This is a genomic window from Chloroflexus aurantiacus J-10-fl, assembly GCF_000018865.1.
Lineage (GTDB): Bacteria > Chloroflexota > Chloroflexia > Chloroflexales > Chloroflexaceae > Chloroflexus > Chloroflexus aurantiacus.
On sequence record NC_010175.1, the window covers coordinates 1,719,009 to 1,735,613 of the forward strand.

At 55.6% G+C, this 16,605-nt stretch carries 12 protein-coding genes; 10 read left to right on the forward strand and 2 right to left on the reverse strand.

Annotated features, from left to right (window positions below):
* Positions 1-22: 22 nt before the first annotated feature.
* From CAUR_RS06445 to CAUR_RS06455, 3 genes are all read left to right on the forward strand, one after another.
* Positions 23-292, forward strand: coding sequence for a hypothetical protein (locus CAUR_RS06445; protein WP_012257114.1), 270 nt, complete (start codon positions 23-25; stop codon positions 290-292).
* A gap of 694 nt (positions 293-986) precedes the next feature.
* On the forward strand, positions 987-1,130 hold the full coding sequence (locus CAUR_RS06450; RefSeq protein ID WP_012660637.1) for a hypothetical protein: 144 nt from the start codon (positions 987-989) through the stop codon (positions 1,128-1,130).
* A 99-nt stretch (positions 1,131-1,229) separates the two neighbouring features.
* Positions 1,230-2,414 carry a M24 family metallopeptidase gene (locus CAUR_RS06455; RefSeq protein ID WP_012257115.1) on the forward strand — a complete coding sequence of 395 codons (1,185 nt, stop codon included), beginning with the start codon at positions 1,230-1,232 and terminating at the stop codon, positions 2,412-2,414.
* A 358-nt stretch (positions 2,415-2,772) separates the two neighbouring features.
* Here the strand turns inward: CAUR_RS06455 and CAUR_RS06460 are convergent, their stop codons facing one another.
* Together CAUR_RS06460 and CAUR_RS06465 are read right to left on the reverse strand one after the other, a co-directional pair.
* Positions 2,773-4,728 carry a hypothetical protein gene (locus CAUR_RS06460; protein ID WP_012257116.1) on the reverse strand — a complete coding sequence of 652 codons (1,956 nt, stop codon included), beginning with the start codon at positions 4,726-4,728 and terminating at the stop codon, positions 2,773-2,775.
* Positions 4,729-4,893: 165 nt separating this feature from the next.
* Positions 4,894-6,333: a hypothetical protein gene (locus CAUR_RS06465; protein WP_242605089.1), complete on the reverse strand. Its 1,440-nt coding sequence runs from the start codon at positions 6,331-6,333 to the stop codon at positions 4,894-4,896.
* A gap of 191 nt (positions 6,334-6,524) precedes the next feature.
* On the opposite strand from CAUR_RS06465, the gene CAUR_RS06470 reads away from it, so the two are divergent.
* The 7 genes from CAUR_RS06470 to CAUR_RS06500 all read left to right on the forward strand — a co-directional run bounded on the left by CAUR_RS06470 (position 6,525) and on the right by CAUR_RS06500 (position 16,543).
* Positions 6,525-8,636: a SulP family inorganic anion transporter gene (locus CAUR_RS06470; protein WP_012257118.1), complete on the forward strand. Its 2,112-nt coding sequence runs from the start codon at positions 6,525-6,527 to the stop codon at positions 8,634-8,636.
* An 18-nt stretch (positions 8,637-8,654) separates the two neighbouring features.
* A complete protein-coding gene (locus tag CAUR_RS06475; protein WP_012257119.1) occupies positions 8,655-9,635 on the forward strand; it encodes a fructose-bisphosphatase class II family protein in 981 nt (326 codons plus the stop codon).
* 809 nt (positions 9,636-10,444) lie between these two features.
* The gene (locus CAUR_RS06480) at positions 10,445-11,695 is read left to right on the forward strand and encodes a class I SAM-dependent RNA methyltransferase (protein ID WP_012257120.1); all 1,251 of its coding nucleotides are present in this window, start codon (positions 10,445-10,447) and stop codon (positions 11,693-11,695) included.
* Between the two features lie 396 nt (positions 11,696-12,091).
* Positions 12,092-12,610 carry a Rab family GTPase gene (locus CAUR_RS06485; protein WP_012257121.1) on the forward strand — a complete coding sequence of 173 codons (519 nt, stop codon included), beginning with the start codon at positions 12,092-12,094 and terminating at the stop codon, positions 12,608-12,610.
* Complete coding sequence (locus CAUR_RS06490; protein ID WP_012257122.1) at positions 12,607-13,314, forward strand: coiled-coil domain-containing protein; 708 nt, start codon at positions 12,607-12,609, stop codon at positions 13,312-13,314. The genes CAUR_RS06485 and CAUR_RS06490 overlap by 4 nt, the downstream gene beginning before the upstream one ends.
* A 23-nt stretch (positions 13,315-13,337) precedes the next feature.
* On the forward strand, positions 13,338-14,714 hold the full coding sequence (locus CAUR_RS06495) for an SH3 domain-containing protein (protein ID WP_012257123.1): 1,377 nt from the start codon (positions 13,338-13,340) through the stop codon (positions 14,712-14,714).
* Positions 14,715-14,929: 215 nt separating this feature from the next.
* Positions 14,930-16,543: an ATP-binding response regulator gene (locus tag CAUR_RS06500; RefSeq protein WP_012257124.1), complete on the forward strand. Its 1,614-nt coding sequence runs from the start codon at positions 14,930-14,932 to the stop codon at positions 16,541-16,543.
* The last annotated feature ends 62 nt before the right edge of the window (positions 16,544-16,605 follow it).

The window sequence follows — 16,605 nt, forward strand, 5'->3', positions numbered from 1 at the left end:
ACAACACCAAAGGAACAATGCTATGGCAATCGAGGATTTCTACACGAAGACCCGGCGGATTCTGGCAAACCTGCTGGAAGAGACGCCCAAAGCCGACCGGGAGCAATTGCTCGATGCATACGCTGAATTACTCACCCGGCTGCATGCCGAAGAGTCCCATCGGATGCTGACCGAGGTGATTGAAGATGCCCGGACCCGTCTCGATGCCCGCCTCTCCCCTGATCCCATTCGCCAGACAATCGCCGGTGTGCAGAGTACGTTGCAGGACCTCTGGAACAATCTGTGGCGGTAAGCGCCGGTTATCCGGCAACGTGGGCACCGGTAGCCAGAGTGATGTCTGAATCAAGAGATATGAGCCTGCCGGGCACCCCATTGCCTCCTCAATCGGAGTTGCTACCAGATCACGGCAGTAACCATACGCTATCGAGCAAGAACATCGCGGCGTCGAAGATCGCAGTCTTCAAGTTGCTACCAGATCACGGCAGTAACCATACGCTATCGAGCGTGACCGCTGGGTTAGTGTGTGCCAGATGCCTGGCATGACATACTGTGAATGCGGAAGCATGGCTGACGCACTTCATGTGATGGACACAAGCGGTACTAAGGGCATAGGGTGAATCATTCGGTAGCGTGCTCTCGACATGGATGTGGAAGCATTACTAGAACTTATTTCCTATAAAGTTGTGCCGTTGTGTTTCCATACGGTCGCCCAGGCGCATGAACATTTGCCAATTGCCAATGACAGCCTATCCCGCTCACGGCACGCTGGTATGGAAGCGAGTAGCGCTGGCGACCATCTATGGTGCAAATCCCCCGCCGGATCGTTTGTCTTACCCGCTCGTTATGCGCGTGTCGCGCCGTTGAGTTGAGATAGCTTCGAGTAGATGTTTTCTGAAATAAGTTCTACTTACATCTGAAGAGGCGCCTGGTGGTTTGTTCTCTGTAGGAGCGAATGAGATACTATCAAATCTGGTAGGATAGAGAGCATGACACACCAACCACCGGTTACCCCGACGCTGCACCTGAACGATGCACGGCTAGAGGCCAGCCAGGAGGGGCACGGCATGCCATGCCCTCCTGCCACGCCGCCAATGACCCACCAGCGCCTCGCCGATGGCATACCCTGGTAACGCTTTAGCAAGAGGGTTGCGCCTGGACAATGCACATTGTTGAGCAAGATTTGGTATAACACTGGTGTCGCTGATCCAGTGTAAGAAATGGAGCGCTGTATGACGGACCTCTATCACGAAAAGTTACATCAGGCACAAGAGCTGCTGGCTGCGTATGACCTTGATCTCTGGCTGATCTTTGTCCGTGAGACTGCCGAACATACCGATCCCGCCCTGAAACTTCTCGGTCATTTTTCCCTCACCTGGCCAACCGCAATTGTGATTACCCGTCAGGGTCGGGCACTGGCGCTAACCGGATTGGGTGATGATGAAGCGGTACGCCATACCGGTTTATTTGATGAAGTACGTACCTACACCCAAAGTATCGGCCCTGAACTGGTACGTCTGTTATCCACATATAATCCACAGCGAATTGGGATTAACATCAGTCGGAGTGATGTCAGTGCTGATGGACTAACGTATGGGATGTACCTCAATCTGTGTGATTATCTGGCCGATACACCCTACCGGGAACGGCTCGTGTCAGCCGAGCAGTTTGTTGCCGCATTGCGCAGCCGCAAAACGCCCCAGGAAGTAGATCGCTTGCGCGCTGCGGCTGACCTCAGTATGCGCATTTTTGCCGCAGTTGGTGATTTTCTGCGTCCCGGTGTCAGCGAATACGACGTTGCAGCCTTTGCTCACGCGCAAACTCAGGCTGCCGGCGCCACCACGGCCTGGGACCCCGCCCATTGCCCTGGCCTCAACGCTGGCCCCAACTCGCCATGGGGGCACGTCGGTCCCTCGGCTGAAATTGTCCGACCCGGGGAAGTATTTCACATGGATTTTGGCGTCAAACTAAACGACTACTGCTCTGATCATCAGCGTGTCTGGTACTGCCTGCGCCCGGATGAACACGAGCCGCCAGCAGAAGCGCAGCATGCGTTCAATGCCGTGAAGACCGCGATCCGTGCGGCTGCCGCTGCGGTACGTTCCGGCGTGGTCGGTTGGGAGATCGATGCGATTGCGCGCCAGACCATTACCGCTGCCGGTTATCCTGAATATCCCCATGCGCTCGGTCATCAGGTTGGTCGATCAGTGCATGACGGTGGTGTTGGCTTCTACCCACGCTGGGAGCGCTACGGTGACAGGCCGTATGGTACCATCGAAGCCGGGATGGTTTTGACGCTGGAACTGGGTGTACGAACGCGCTTCGGCTATATATCGCTTGAAGAAGAGATTCTGGTGACGGCGGACGGTTGTGAGTGGATTGGTCAACCGCAAGAAGAATTATGGTTAATTCGGTGAGTTGTCGCCATCTTGCAGCACTGCGCGGTTTGAGTGATGCGTCATATCAAATCTTGAGTGATAGCACGCATCACAGCTGATGCCACCGAACACGCAGTGAACGGTGACAATCCGTCTCCTCTGCAACGATTTCATGATACGGATGGGTTCGTAGGGGCGGGTTCAGAACCTGCCCCTACGAACGGGGCACGTGCCCGTTCACATTGCTATACAAGGGATGCAGCGAATGAGGAACCGGTGAAAGGGCACGTCTTGAGTCACGTGCCAGAGATTGTTTTTCAGATTTGATATTATCTCCAGGCTAACCGTAGCCAAAAGGGGGTGAGATATACATCACCCCTCTTTTAGCTTCATCGACTTATGATCCCACCACCACAATACGCGGTGAGAGCGTGAGGGTCAGCGTTGAGGTAATCGGCAGGGCCGTACCTGTCGGATCATAGATAGCGCGTGTTCCTGCCGGTACAGTCCATGTTCGCTCGGTGCCATCAACACTCCAGACTACCAGAACCTCACCATCGGCGGTGCGGAAGTAGTAGCCCTCCAGGCCAGAGGTCTCTACAGATCGCAGGTAGCGTGCTTCGCCAAGGCGCTGGCGCAAGAACTGAAAGGCACGGAAGGCCGGTAATGGTTGCTGATCCTTATCAAGCAAACCGCTCTCTTGCCAGCCAGGGCCGTTGAGTGTATACCAGTGAGCCATCAAGACATCGGCAGCTATGATGCGAGCGTAGAGACGAACGACTGCATCAGCTTTGGCAGCTTCAAATCCGTTAGGCCGGCAGGTAGGTGAGCTGCGGTAACACAAGAATGCCCCTTCGTTCATCATGATCGGTTTGGCGTATCCGTATTGAGCCAGAGTTGTGCGCAGATAAGCCAGCCGGCCCAGAGTGGCTCCACCTAACTCCTGCCAGTTTGGACGTTCGCGATCAGGATCACGCCCTGCACCAAAGTAACCGTAGGCGTGATACGCCACAATATCGAAGTAGTCACCGCCCCCGGCACGCAACACTCCCTCGAAGAAACGGCCGGCCCGGCAGGGTTGACCATCGGCGCGGGGGCGATCAGGTGGACAATCGAGCAGTAATCCACCCAAAATCACCTGCGCCTGGGGGTCGGCAGCCTTTATCGCCGGATATGCCACTTTCAGCATTGCCGCATATGCAGCTCCACCATAACTGTCAGCATCGTTTTCATCACCCCAACAGCCAAAGGGTGATGAACCGCCAACGAGTTGGAATGGTGCATCCGGCTCATTACCCAATTCCCAAAACGTGACGTTGTACGGCGGTTGGCTGTAACGGGCAACCAGATCGCTGAGAAACGCGGCAAATGCCGGGAGGGCCTCGGTGCGGATCGGGCCACAAATGCTGTTCGGTTGCGCCTGTGCCCAGTCCGGTGCCCCGCGTATAATCACCATCGGTCTGGCGCCGGCAGCATTAATTGCCTGCAATTCGGCTTCGACCTGGCGGAGCGCTGCCCAGTTGCGCGCACCCGGCGTTGGTTCAACCTCCGACCATAGAATACCGTTGTAGCGCACCCAATCTGCTCCCAGCTCGGCCAGGCGCTGAGCAGTAGCGGCGACAAACCCACGGTTGATCTCGACGCCAAAACCCGACCGGCCACTCCGCAGATCGGGCAATGGTTGCGGCGATGTGTACAGCTCACGACCGAGCAGACCCAGCAACACTCTTGAGCGGGCTGGATTTTGCGGATGCCACTCGAACCGTGCCCGCTCAAACCACTGCGTCAGCACCAGATCACCGTTCGCATTGCGCTCCATCTGCGGTGCAGTCAACGGATACCCGAACAGCGCCAGCGACTGTGCGTAGCGGCTCAGGCCGGGAATGCGTAAACCGTTGTTCTGCCAGTACGAACGAAACCCGATACCAGGCTCCTGATCGCAGACATTATGACCGGTTTCGGGAAACCAGAGGCATCCAGGCTGAGGCCCGTTATCGGGCGGATCGGCAAACGGATCACGACCACTGCGCGCCAATGCCTCTGCCCCCATCCGCCCGATCTGGATGCGATAGGCCGGTGGATTAGCGGGATGCAGTTCCAACCGGTTTCGTTCTGTCCACTGCACTGTTAACAGCCGCCCTTCATCACCCCGAAACTGTTCCAGCGCGCTGATTGGATAGCCGAAGACTGGTAAACCACCGTTATCACGCCAGTAGGCGGCGAACGAGGGATGGAGACAATCGTCGATGAGCGGAATATCGGGAAAGCAGACCGGCGCAGCCGTTTGGGCTACTGCGGGTGCGGTTGATACCAGTAACGCCAGGAGTGCGCTGATGATCAGCCATTGTTTCATTGCTGGTATTCCTCTCTCACTCAAACAGAGCATCTCGCCAACGGTGTCTGCTGAACGGCTTCTGACGCATGAAAACCATCCCGAACCCGGTGCTCAAGCGGGTTGCAAACGGCATTACCTCATATGTAGCAATCCTCACCCTCCGCCCGAATACTACCTGCTCCCTTACTCATCCCAGCGACAGGCGTGGATGGTCAGAGGAGCCGGGTAGCGCGGATCGGGTATCTCGGCGACGACCGGACAGCGCTCCGCAAGATCAGGCCGACCGGACAGTAATGGGAGCGCCTGCTCTTGCAACACCAGATACGCGGGCCGGTACTGATCGATAGCATACAGAGCAGCCTCGCCAAACCCACCCGGTCCCAACCGGGCCGCAATATCGGGCTGCAAGAGGCCGGCAAAATCGACCATTGGTCGTTGGGCATAATAGCCGATAATACCAATCTCCAGCGTCGCCACACTGTCAGTTGGCGAGGTATTGGCTGCCAGCCACTCACCGGCGGCACGATAGACGGTTAGTCGCTGATCGATCTGTTGACCCAATCGATAGACAGAACTACCCAGCCAGAGCGTTGTGCCACCTACCAATACAACAACGCCGATCACCATGAAGCGCATACCGCCAACTCGCCGCAACCAATCACTACAAAAACGTACACCAAGCCCGAAGAGAGGGGCAAGACCGATCACGAGAGGAGCAACGTACCAGAAATACCCGGCGACGTGCAACCACGTATACGCCAGACCATAGAGCGCGGCCCAGCCGGGCAGAAACAACCAGCGCCAGGAACGAATACTTACGATCAGACCCAATACAGATAGGTAGAGGATCATCCGATACAGTGGTTGCGCAAGATGAGCCGTCAACGTTACCCACAATCGATCACCAAAATCGTAGAAACCGGGAATCAGTGCCTGTTGTTGTTTGGCGTAAAGCGTAACCGGTAACGGTCTGCCGTACACAATCCACGCCAGTCCCATACCGGCGAGCACGATTCCGATCCAGATTAGCGCTGCCGACCACGGCCAACGCCGCGGGTTGCGCCAGTTGTTATCGATTGTCATCAGGAGCAGCAGGGCTAATGGCCCAACCAAAATACCGTCCGGGCGCAACCAGACCAGTACCCCCAGCAAGAGACCGGTCAGCACTTGCCGCCCGCGTGCAGCAAAGACAAACACCCATAGAGTTAGGGCCATTGCCGGTAATGTTTCACTCCCCAGGGTAGAAAGCGGCAGTGGAAAGAGGAGATACAAAAGTGCCGCACTACCACCGGTGATAGTATCACCCCACTGCCGCCCCAATTGCCAGAGGGCCAGTGCGCCGGCAGCATGGCTTAAACAGCCAAGCAAATTTGCAGCCAGTGGTAACGACCAGCCCAGCATGGCAATCGGGGTGAGGATCAGGCCAAACAACGGTGCGGTTGTGCTTAAGGTTGGTGTGTCAGGGTTATAGACAAAACCCAATCCGTGAGCCAGATTATGAGCGTAGCGGTAGGTGATGTACGGATCATCGTAACCGCGTTGATACAGGATAGCGAATAAACATAGACCGATTATCCCTACCAGGAGCCAGCGAATACGATCAATGACAGCTAACCATCGCAATTGCGATGAGCTACTATCAATTAGGGATGATTGTGCAAATCTGGAACCCAATGAGACCTCTTTATTTATCTATTCATTACAAAGCAGCGCTACAATAGGGGTGTCATACCTGCATTATAGTCGGTTAGTAAATTACCCGTGCAGAGTGGAGATAGTTACCGGACGTACCATTTGCAGAAATCGTGCCTTCTATGCTCGACTATTTACGTACAGTTGCCATTTTGTTCGCCCAACCAATCCGGTTGGTACGTACCTTCACGCCTGACACATTGCGGGCTGACTTTCTGGCTGGCTTAACCGTTGGGCTGGTTTTGTTACCGCAATCGCTGGCCTTTGCGATTTTGGGCGGACTGCCGCCAATTGTTGGCCTGTATAGTGCGTTGACAGCTACAATTGTTGGTGCGCTGTGGGGATCATCGAGCCATCTCAACAGTGGCCCCACCAACACCGCTGCTATCATCACCTTATCGGTGCTGGCGCCGATTATAACTGTCGGCAGTTCCGAATTTGTCACTGCGGCCAGCCTGATTGCCGTCATGGCCGGTATCATCCGACTCGTGATGGGGATTGCACGGCTGGGCATGCTGGTTAACTTTGTCTCCGATGCGGTGGCCGTTGGCTTCACTGCCGGAGCCGGTATTCTCATTCTCTCGAATCAGATTGGCCCACTCTTGCGGATTGATCTTCCGCCAGGTGCCGGTATCCTGACAACCATCACCGAAACGGCGACCCATCTCGATGCTATTCACTTGCCGTCGCTAGCGATTGGCCTCGCAACGATTATTATCATTCTCCTTGCACCACGCTTCACCCGCAAAGTGCCGGCGGTATTACTCAGTATTACTATCGTATCACCGATTGTCTGGTTCCTCGATCTCAAAGCTCAGGGGGTGCGCGTCATGGGACCGGTGCCACCGGGATTACCGCCACTGGCCCAACTCCCCATCTTCGACCTGGACTTGATCGGCCATCTTGCGAATGGTGCATTAGCGTTAGCGATTATTGGTCTGGTTGAGGCAGTAGCAATTGCAAGGGCGATTGCCGGCTATAGCGGGCAACGCATCGACAGCAACCAGGAATTTGTCGGACAAGGACTGGCCAATATCGTCTCTGGTATCTTTTCCGGTATGCCTTGCTCCGGCTCGTTTAACCGTTCGGCGCTGGCGTATCAATCGGGTGGGCAGACAGCACTGACCGCGATTGTCTCCGGGATCACAGTATTTTTGGCTACAACGGTGCTGGGGCCATTTCTGGCTGAGGTACCGCGGGCTGCTTTAGCCGGTGCGCTGGCCGTAACTGCGTGGAGCATGGTTGATCAGCGTGCAATGGCTCGCATCTGGCGTGGATCGCGCGGTGAAGCGGTGATCATGATCACAACGCTCACGCTTACCCTGACACTACCACTCCAGTTCGCCATTCTTATCGGTGTTCTCATGTCGCTTGGCTACTACCTATTGCGCACGGCTATGCCGCGTGTGGAAGCAGTGGTACCCGATACTGAATTTCGCCATTGGGAGTCGGCCTACGGACGGCCAATGTGCCCGCAGTTGCTGGTGGTTGATCTGCAAGGTGATCTCTACTTCGGCGCTGTAAATCACGTGGAAGAACAATTGCTCAACCTGCTCGAACGACAACGGCAGGCGCGCTATATGCTCTTGCGCATGCACAGTGTCAACCAGTGCGATGTGAGTGGAATCCGTGCGCTGGAAACCATCCGGCGTGTCTTGCGGGTACGCGGTGGTGATCTCTTCTTCGTGCGGGTACGGGCCAGTGTGATGTATCGTATGCAGATCAGCGGGTTTTATGAACAACTCGGCGCCGAACGCTTCCTCGACGAAGACAAAGCTATCGAATATCTGTTTTACCGGGTGCTCGACCCGGCGGTCTGCATTTATGAATGTGACCGGCGCGTCTTTCGCGAGTGTCAGGAGCTACCTAAACAACTGCTCCCCAGCCCGGTCGAGATACCTGTACTCGATGGGAAGCGTCCTGTCCATGTGACGGCGCGCCGATTGTGGGAATTACTCCACACCGACCATCCACCCCTGATCATTGACGTGCGCGAACCGCGCGAATTTCAGCGCGGCCACATTCCCGGTGCGCGCAACCTTCCGCTCTCACGGTTATTCCACGAACGTGATCAGTTACCACCTGGCCCCATCGTGTTGGTCTGTCGGAGTGGTCGGCGCAGTCTGCGCGCAGCCGCCTTACTGGCCGGTCGTAACCCACCACCCCATATTCTCGAAGGGGGCATGCTGGCCTGGGAAGCGGCGAATCTACTTGAAGCGGTTGAGCAGTTTTGAACAGAGCAGGAAGCATCTATGGATGTACCACTGTCACAGAAACTCGGCCCGAATACCGGCCTTGATCTGGTGCGCGCCACCGAAGCGGCTGCCATTGCCGCCGCCCGTTTGATGGGGCGGGGGGAGATTGAGGCTGCCGATCAGGCAGCCGCAACGGCGATGGCGGCAGCCCTGGCTAATCTGGAGCTGGATGGCCGTTTGGTGATGGGTGAAGAGGTACGGGAAATGACAACAACAGCGTTGGCTGGGGGAATGCGGATTGGTACCGGCAACGGGCCACCAGCCGACCTGGTCGTCGATCCGGTTGACGGACGGCGGCAACTCGCACAGGGCAGAGCGGGTGCGGTCTCGTTCGCAGCCGTTACCAATCGGGGGGCATTGTGGGCACCACACCCGGCAGCGTATATGGAAAAGATTATCGTTGGCCCACAGGTAGCGCCATACCTGGTACCGGAGTGTCTCGATGCACCTGCCGGTTGGACACTGGCCCTGGTGGCACGCGCTACCCGTCGCTCGGTGCGCGATCTGGTGGTCTTTGTGCTTGATCGGCCACGCCATGCCCACCTGATCGAAGAGATACGGGCTGCCGGGGCACGGGTGATGCTGGCCGACGACGGCGACATTTACGGCGCACTCCTGGCCACCATTGCCGGTACCAACGTTGACATCCTGATGGGGATTGGTGGTGCACCGGAAGGCGTACTGGCCGCCTGTGCCGTCAAATCACTCGGTGGCGCGATGCTGGCCCGTCTGGCACCGCAGAGCGAGGCCGAGCGCGAGGCGATTACTCGTGCCGGATTGGACACCAAACGTATCCTGACCTGTGACGATATTGTGAGCAGTAACCAGATTTTCTTCGTCGCCACCGGCATTACCGATAGTGTTCTGCTGCGCGGTGTGCGTCTGGCCGGCGACCGGGCCGAAACCAATTCACTGATTCTACGCTGCGAAACCCGGACTCGTCGGATCATCTTCGCCGAGCATTTGTTGACAGGGTGAGATGTGCCACAGATAGAAGTCATGACACCCTATCCAACGTCACCCAAACGCCGCACCTGGGTGATGCGTCGCTGTGCGTAAGAGTTGATCTGCCCGCTGGGAGCACGCGCCTATGGTGCGTCCATATTACACCTGGTACCAGATCAAGCGAGATATCAAATCTGAAACATACAATGCAGGGCACGCGATTCTGTAGGGGCGGGTTCTGAACTCGCCCCTACGCAACCCGCCCCTACCCGTCCACCCGCATCATGCAGGTGACACCCACGGATCATCGCAGGCGGAAGATCACAGTTCACCGCATATCCGGTGTTAGGCAGTGAAACATCGTATCGAGCAAGATTTGATATGACACGTTATCACAACCGCAGCATTGTACCAGCGCCCCTGCACCACTGACAAGCCAAAAAAGACCTGGCAGTGACGTGCCTGGTGGCACTTCAACACGGGCGTGAATACCGGAACAGTGTATATCGTTGCGCAAGCGTTGGTATATCGTCACGAGGACAGGACCTATCAGTGTATGAAGTAGTGGCGCACAGTCGTGCATCCCAACCAGTGCAGCAAGCCTTCACCCAAGGTACACATTCACCTGATGCACCCCTCTGCATCCGCATTTCTCGCTTCCCACCCACTACTTCCTACTTCCTACTTCCTATTTCCTACTTCCTACTCCCACACCAGATGCGTGATCGGTCTGAATTTGCTATGATTGAGAAGTATTTGTAAAGTTACGGCACAGTAAATGGTTCAATCATTGTTCCCACGCTGCACAACACAAACTGTTGGTATTACTCGTAGAGATACATATGCACGATACTATCGAACTTGAGATTGAAGGTATTGCCCAGGGTGGCGATGGCGTAGGCAGGCATGGCGATCTGGTCGTGTTTGTCACCGGAGCACTACCGGGTGAGCGGGTCAGAGCAACCATCACCGAGCGCCACACCCGGTTTCTGCGGGCTACTGTGTGTGACATTCTGCGCGCCGCTCCAGAGCGAGTTGAACCCCAGATCAAGCCTGGTGATCACGCACCGTGGCAACACATTGCCTATCCGGCTCAAGTGCGTTACAAAGGGATCATCGTCGCAGACCAGCTACGCAAGTTTCTCCCCGACATCACCATACCGATCCAGCCCGTAATTGCGGCACCGCATCCCTGGGGCTATCGCAATAGTGCCCGTCTGCATGTAGACGGAGCGACTCTTGGTTATCACGCAGCCGGGACGAAGACCGTCGTTGATCTGGCAGATGATCCACTACTTTTACCGGCACTACGGGATACGCTGCGGAGTTTGCGCCGGTTAGCCTTTGCCGGTTTAATCAAAGAGGTTACGCTGCGGGCCAGTGCAACCTACGGCTATGCCGCTGCTCGCCTCTCGCCGACGCCAGATGCCGAACGACACGCGCTGTGGCGGCTGGCCACAGCCTGGAAGGCATCAACCCCTGTGCTGGCAGGAGTCACGCTGGAAGATGAACCATTCGTGGGAACGCCCTTTGTGTACGACGAACTTGCCGGCGTGATCTTTCGGTTGAGTCTGGGCAGCTTCTTCCAGGTCAATCATGCCCAGGCCGAGCGCATGGTTGCAGTCGTTCGTGACGCACTGGCCCCGCATGGCGGTCGTCTCCTCGACGCCTACAGTGGGGTGGGGAGCTTTGCCCTGCCACTGGCCAGATGCTACGATGAGGTAATTGCCGTTGAAGCCTATCAACCGGCGGTAGAGGATGGTCGGCAGAGCGCCATTGACAACCAGATTACAAATGTGCAATTTATCAACGGCGCTGCCGAGCACACTGTTGCCCATCTCAGCGGACCTTTTCACGCCGTCATTCTCGATCCGCCGCGTCGTGGGTGTCATCCGGCCCTCATCGAGGCGATTATCGCTCATGCACCACCCCAAATCGTCTACATTTCGTGTCATCCCGGCCTGATCGGGCGCGATCTCGCTCCACTACTGGCCGCCGGTTATCAGATCACATTCGTGCAGCCAGTCGATCTCTTTCCACAAACCCCACACATTGAAACAATTATCCATTTACGATCTGTTGTAGGAGAATAAGATGGATTATTTTTAGTTTTTGGAATGATTAATCTGTAACCTGCTATCTATGTGATAATTGACAGAAACAATCATGTGTTATAATATCTGAAACAACAATTTACATGTAAATTTTGCGCTATGCAGCATTTGCAATCAAGCATGCAAAGACATGCCAGACAGAACGCTGTGATCAAGTTTACACGATTTTACCTTTTACATATCATTGGCATAGGATCAACATCTTTTATATAACACATAACAACCATTCATTGCTTATACCTGGCGTCACACTGATCATCCACGTCTGCGTACAAATCCAGCAATTGATGATCTCTGCACCGCGAATGATAAGCTGTGTTATACTACATATCGGCGTTCAGATGGTTTTCTAATTGTTTTAACTGATCACAAACTGTGAACCGACTCACTGCCAAAATCTGTTTACTGGGAGAATTCTCGGTTGGTAAAACCAGCCTGATCCGTCGCTTTGTCGAAGGTGTCTTCGATGAGCGCTATTTGAGTACGCTTGGCGTCAAGATCAACCGGCATACACTGCATATCGATCAAACCGAAATTAACCTCATTATTTGGGACACAGCCGGTGGCGAGAAGTTTGATCAGGTCGTTCAGAACTATTATCGCGGTGCGGCAGGTGCCATTCTCGTCTGTGATGTAACCCGACCTGAAACGTTATCCGCACTTCACGAATACGCGACAGCTTTTCACTCGGCCAGTCCGCATACCCCGTTCGTTATTGCGGCGAATAAGATCGATCTGACCACACAGCGGCGCATTGCCGATGAAGAGATTGCGACAGTAGCAACAGCGCTCCAGGCTGATTGGATATTCACCAGTGCTCGCACCGGTGAAGGTGTTAGTGACATATTCCACGCGCTAGGGCGTCGCATCCGGCAACGAAGGGGGACGGTATGACTGATGAAGTAAACGGGATCAGAACTCCGCAAGAAGAAGCGGAAGAGCTTGAGCGAGTGCGCCAGATCATTCTTGGCTCGAATGTTCGCCAGCCACGTCAGGCTGAGGTTGATCGGCTGCGGGAGATCATCTTTGGCCCGCAAATGGAAGAGTATGCCCGCATGTTTAGCGATCTTCGTCGCCAGCTTGAACACCTCACCGAAGATGTGCGCCAATTGCAAGATCGGTTAGGCGAGGTGGAAAAGAGCGTGCAGCGTCGCTTTGACGCCCTCGAAGTTGAAACCCGGCGGCTCAATGATGAGTTGCGGCGTGAAATCGAGCGTCAGCGCGCTCGCGAGTCGCTGTTGCAACAAGTTGTGGCCCAGGCCCGGCAGCACGAAGCGGCAATTACCGGTCTGGGGGATGGCGTAAGCGAACTGCGTCGCGTGCAGAGTCACCACGATCTTGAAATTCGCTCCGGTCGGGCCGGTCTGGCCGAGACGCGCGATCTGCTCGAACAGCGTACACAGGCACTACGACGCGAAATTCGCAGTACCGAAGATGCGCTACGGGCTGAGTTGCGGCGGATCGCTGACCGCCTGGATAATCAGAAGACTGACCGCAAAGCGCTGGCCAGTATGCTGATTGAAATTGCCACCCGGCTGGAAACCGGAAGTACGGTCGCCGGTTTGCTCGATGGACTCTCCTCTGCCAAAGATGAATAGGCAGGCTGGTAGTACGAGCGATTATGGCTACCGATCCACAAACGAGTCGCGAGATTGAAGAACTACGACGTGTGCTGTTGAAGCCGGAGGCGCTGGTTGACCGGATCAGTCCGGTGATTGCTGACATTCTGGCCGAGCAGATTACCACGTCGAAAGATGAGATTGCCCGTGCACTGGCGCCGGCCATTGGTGAGGCTATCCGTCAGCAAGTCTATAAGGCGCGTGAAGACATTATTGATGCGCTCTACCCGGTGATCGGGGCGATGATCGCCAGGGCGGCAACCGAAGCAATCCGCGATCTGGCCTCGCAGATCGACACACGCATTCGCACCGGCCCCCTGCTGATGCTCGACCCCGGCTACTGGCAGGCACGCGCCCAGGGTATTTCTGCCGGTGAGTATGCGCTGCGCAGCCAGTTACCGTTTTCGGTACAGGAAGTCTTTCTCATCCAACGCGATTCCGGCATTTTGATCTGTCATCTTGCCGCGCCGGGTATCCCGGCTGCTGATCGCGATCTGGTCAGTGGCATGCTCACCGCTATTCGCGACTTTGCCCGCGATGCACTGGGTGAAGGTGATGAGCTTGGCGCCATCAGTTATGAGTCACGTCAGATCGTGATTGCAAGTGGGAGTGCCGCCTACCTGGCAGCGGTGATCACCGGCGTTGAACCGCGAGGCTTCCGCGAAGAATTACGGCAGACACTGGTAGCCATTCACGAAGGACGTTATGACCGTCTCCGCAATTTTGCCGGTGATGATGAAGCATTGGTTAGCGACATCGAAGCCCTGATCCGTGAACGCATATCGCTGGCAACTATTCAGGTTGATCGTAGCCGCCCACAAAATACCTTTATTCAGCGAGCAGTCCTGGTCTTTCTGCTGTTGATCGCTCTCTCACCCCTCTTTCTTTGTGGCTGGTGGGTGATGAGTGTGGAAGCTCGCATGGCGACTCTCTTTGCACCGACGGCGACGCCAACCGCAACCGCCATCCCAACGGCGACGCCGACTCCAACCGCAACGCCGACGGCTACCCCAACCGCAACGGCAACGCCGACAGCTACTCCAACCGCAACGGCAACGCCAACGGCTACCCCAACCCGTACTCCAACCCCGACGATCACACCCACACCAACCGTGACACCGATTCCATACGATGGTGTGATGACGGGGAACGTGTATTTGTACAGCTTCCCAGATGAGGCCAGCGAGCGTAGCCCAATCGTAGCACCGCGAAATGCACCTGTCATTGTATTGGCGCAATATGGCGATTGGTACCAGGTGCGGGTTGACGTTCGGATCGACCAAGAGTCTGTCCAGCTCATCGGTTGGGTTCCGTCGCGATGGGTAGGATTGGTGCGTCCAATTCCGCCATCGCTTGTCACTCCTTTCCCTCGCCCCTGAGTTCAAGATATTTAAGGGTAAGCAGACGAAGGGGATGACAGGTTTAATCATAAACGGGCGGTGGAATCTTCTGGTACCTGCTGTTCGCTCTGCTCTAACCGGGCATCACGGCAGAACGGTCGCCGTGAACGAGTGTCTGGCCTATCAATTCAGCAGGTGGATGAACCTTTGACCGCTGGCGACCTGATGCATAACAGCCACAAGCGAGGTAGACGATGTCGTTATCGGTTGAACAACGGGTATTGATTGAAACCGGGAGTGCGTATGTCGTGGTCGATCCTGATCTGCGCATCCAGAGTGCCGGTGGCATGCTGGCCCTGCTTGGCGGTAAACCGCCGATTGGGGGGCATTTGCTCGATTTACTGCCGGAATTATTTGGTAATGAAGCGGCACTAGACGAGATATTGCACGGCGAACGGGATCGTCTTTACTTACCGTTGATCAACCGTCAGATGCCAGATGGCTCTACCCTCTATATCGATCTCTTAACGATCCCTCTTACCGATAAGGATGGGCGCATCACCGGTCTGATCCAGATCGTGACCGATACGACCCAACGTAGTGTTATCGAACAACTACGCTCCCAACAGCGTAATGAATTACAGTTGCTGAAAGATCGGCTGCAACGGCAGAATGTCGAGCTGGCGCGCATCAATGCCAGTTTGCTCAAGACCACGAAGATCAAAGACGAGTTTCTGGCCAGTATGAGCCACGAGATACGCACTCCGCTCACGGCCATTTTGGGCATGGTAGACCTGCTGCGCGCTCAGTTGGTTGGTCCATTGAGTGATGAGCAGATGGGCGCGATTGATGGCATTAAAAAAGGCAGTCAGCATCTGCTCTCGCTCATCAATGACTATCTCGATATTGCCAAAGTTGAAGCGGGTCGGATGGAGCTAGACCTGACTCCAGTTTCAGTGCAGGATGTCTGCATGTCGTTGCGCCCACTGGTGGCTGACCTCATCAGGCGCGCCAATCTGTCATTGATCTTCGACATTGATTCTGCGGTTCAGGTCATTCTGGCTGATGCACGACGGCTGCGCCAGATTTTGATTAATCTGCTCTCGAATGCCATCAAGTTCACCCCAGCCGGTGGTAAGGTGGGGCTAGAGGTACGTGGTGAGCCAGAACGGGGAGCGGTGCGCTTTACAGTATGGGACACCGGGATTGGGATTTCGGCTGAAGATGCTGTGCGCTTATTTGAGCCATTCCAGCAGATTGAGAGTGAACGGCAGAAAGAGGTGACCGGTAGTGGTCTGGGGCTGGCACTGGTGGCCAAGCTGGTTCGCCTTCACGGTGGCAGTGTTCGCGTCGAAAGTGAAGTAGGGGTTGGGAGTCGTTTTCACGTCACGCTGCCCTGGGAACCGGACGAGCAATATCGCTTTCTGGAACAACTCGATCAGCAAGAGCGGGAGGAAGATACTCACCCAACCGAGTTGCCTGCCGCCTCGCCACGGGCCGGTGATCGCCCACTCCTGATGGTTGAAGATGATGTCGCCAGTGCTACCTTGATTGCCGACTACCTGCGCCGCTGTGGGTATCGGGTAGTGCATGTCGAGTCAGGCGAAGAGGCGCTGGCCTACATTCAGGGTGAATTGCCGTGTTTAATCCTCCTCGATGTCCGCCTGCGCACGATGAGCGGTTTTGAAGTGATGCAGCACTTGCGCAGTCAGGTAGCCACTCGTGATTTACCAGTTCTGGTCTTAACGGCGCTGGCTATGCCCGGCGACCGTGAACGGTGTCTCGAAGCCGGAGCTGATGAGTACCTCGCCAAACCGATTCGTTTACGGCTCCTCGCCGAACGGATTGCCGCGTTGCTTGAACGATAGGGCGTAATTAGCAAATCTTCGTTGACATTGATAGGGGCAACACTGCTGATACCACCAATCGC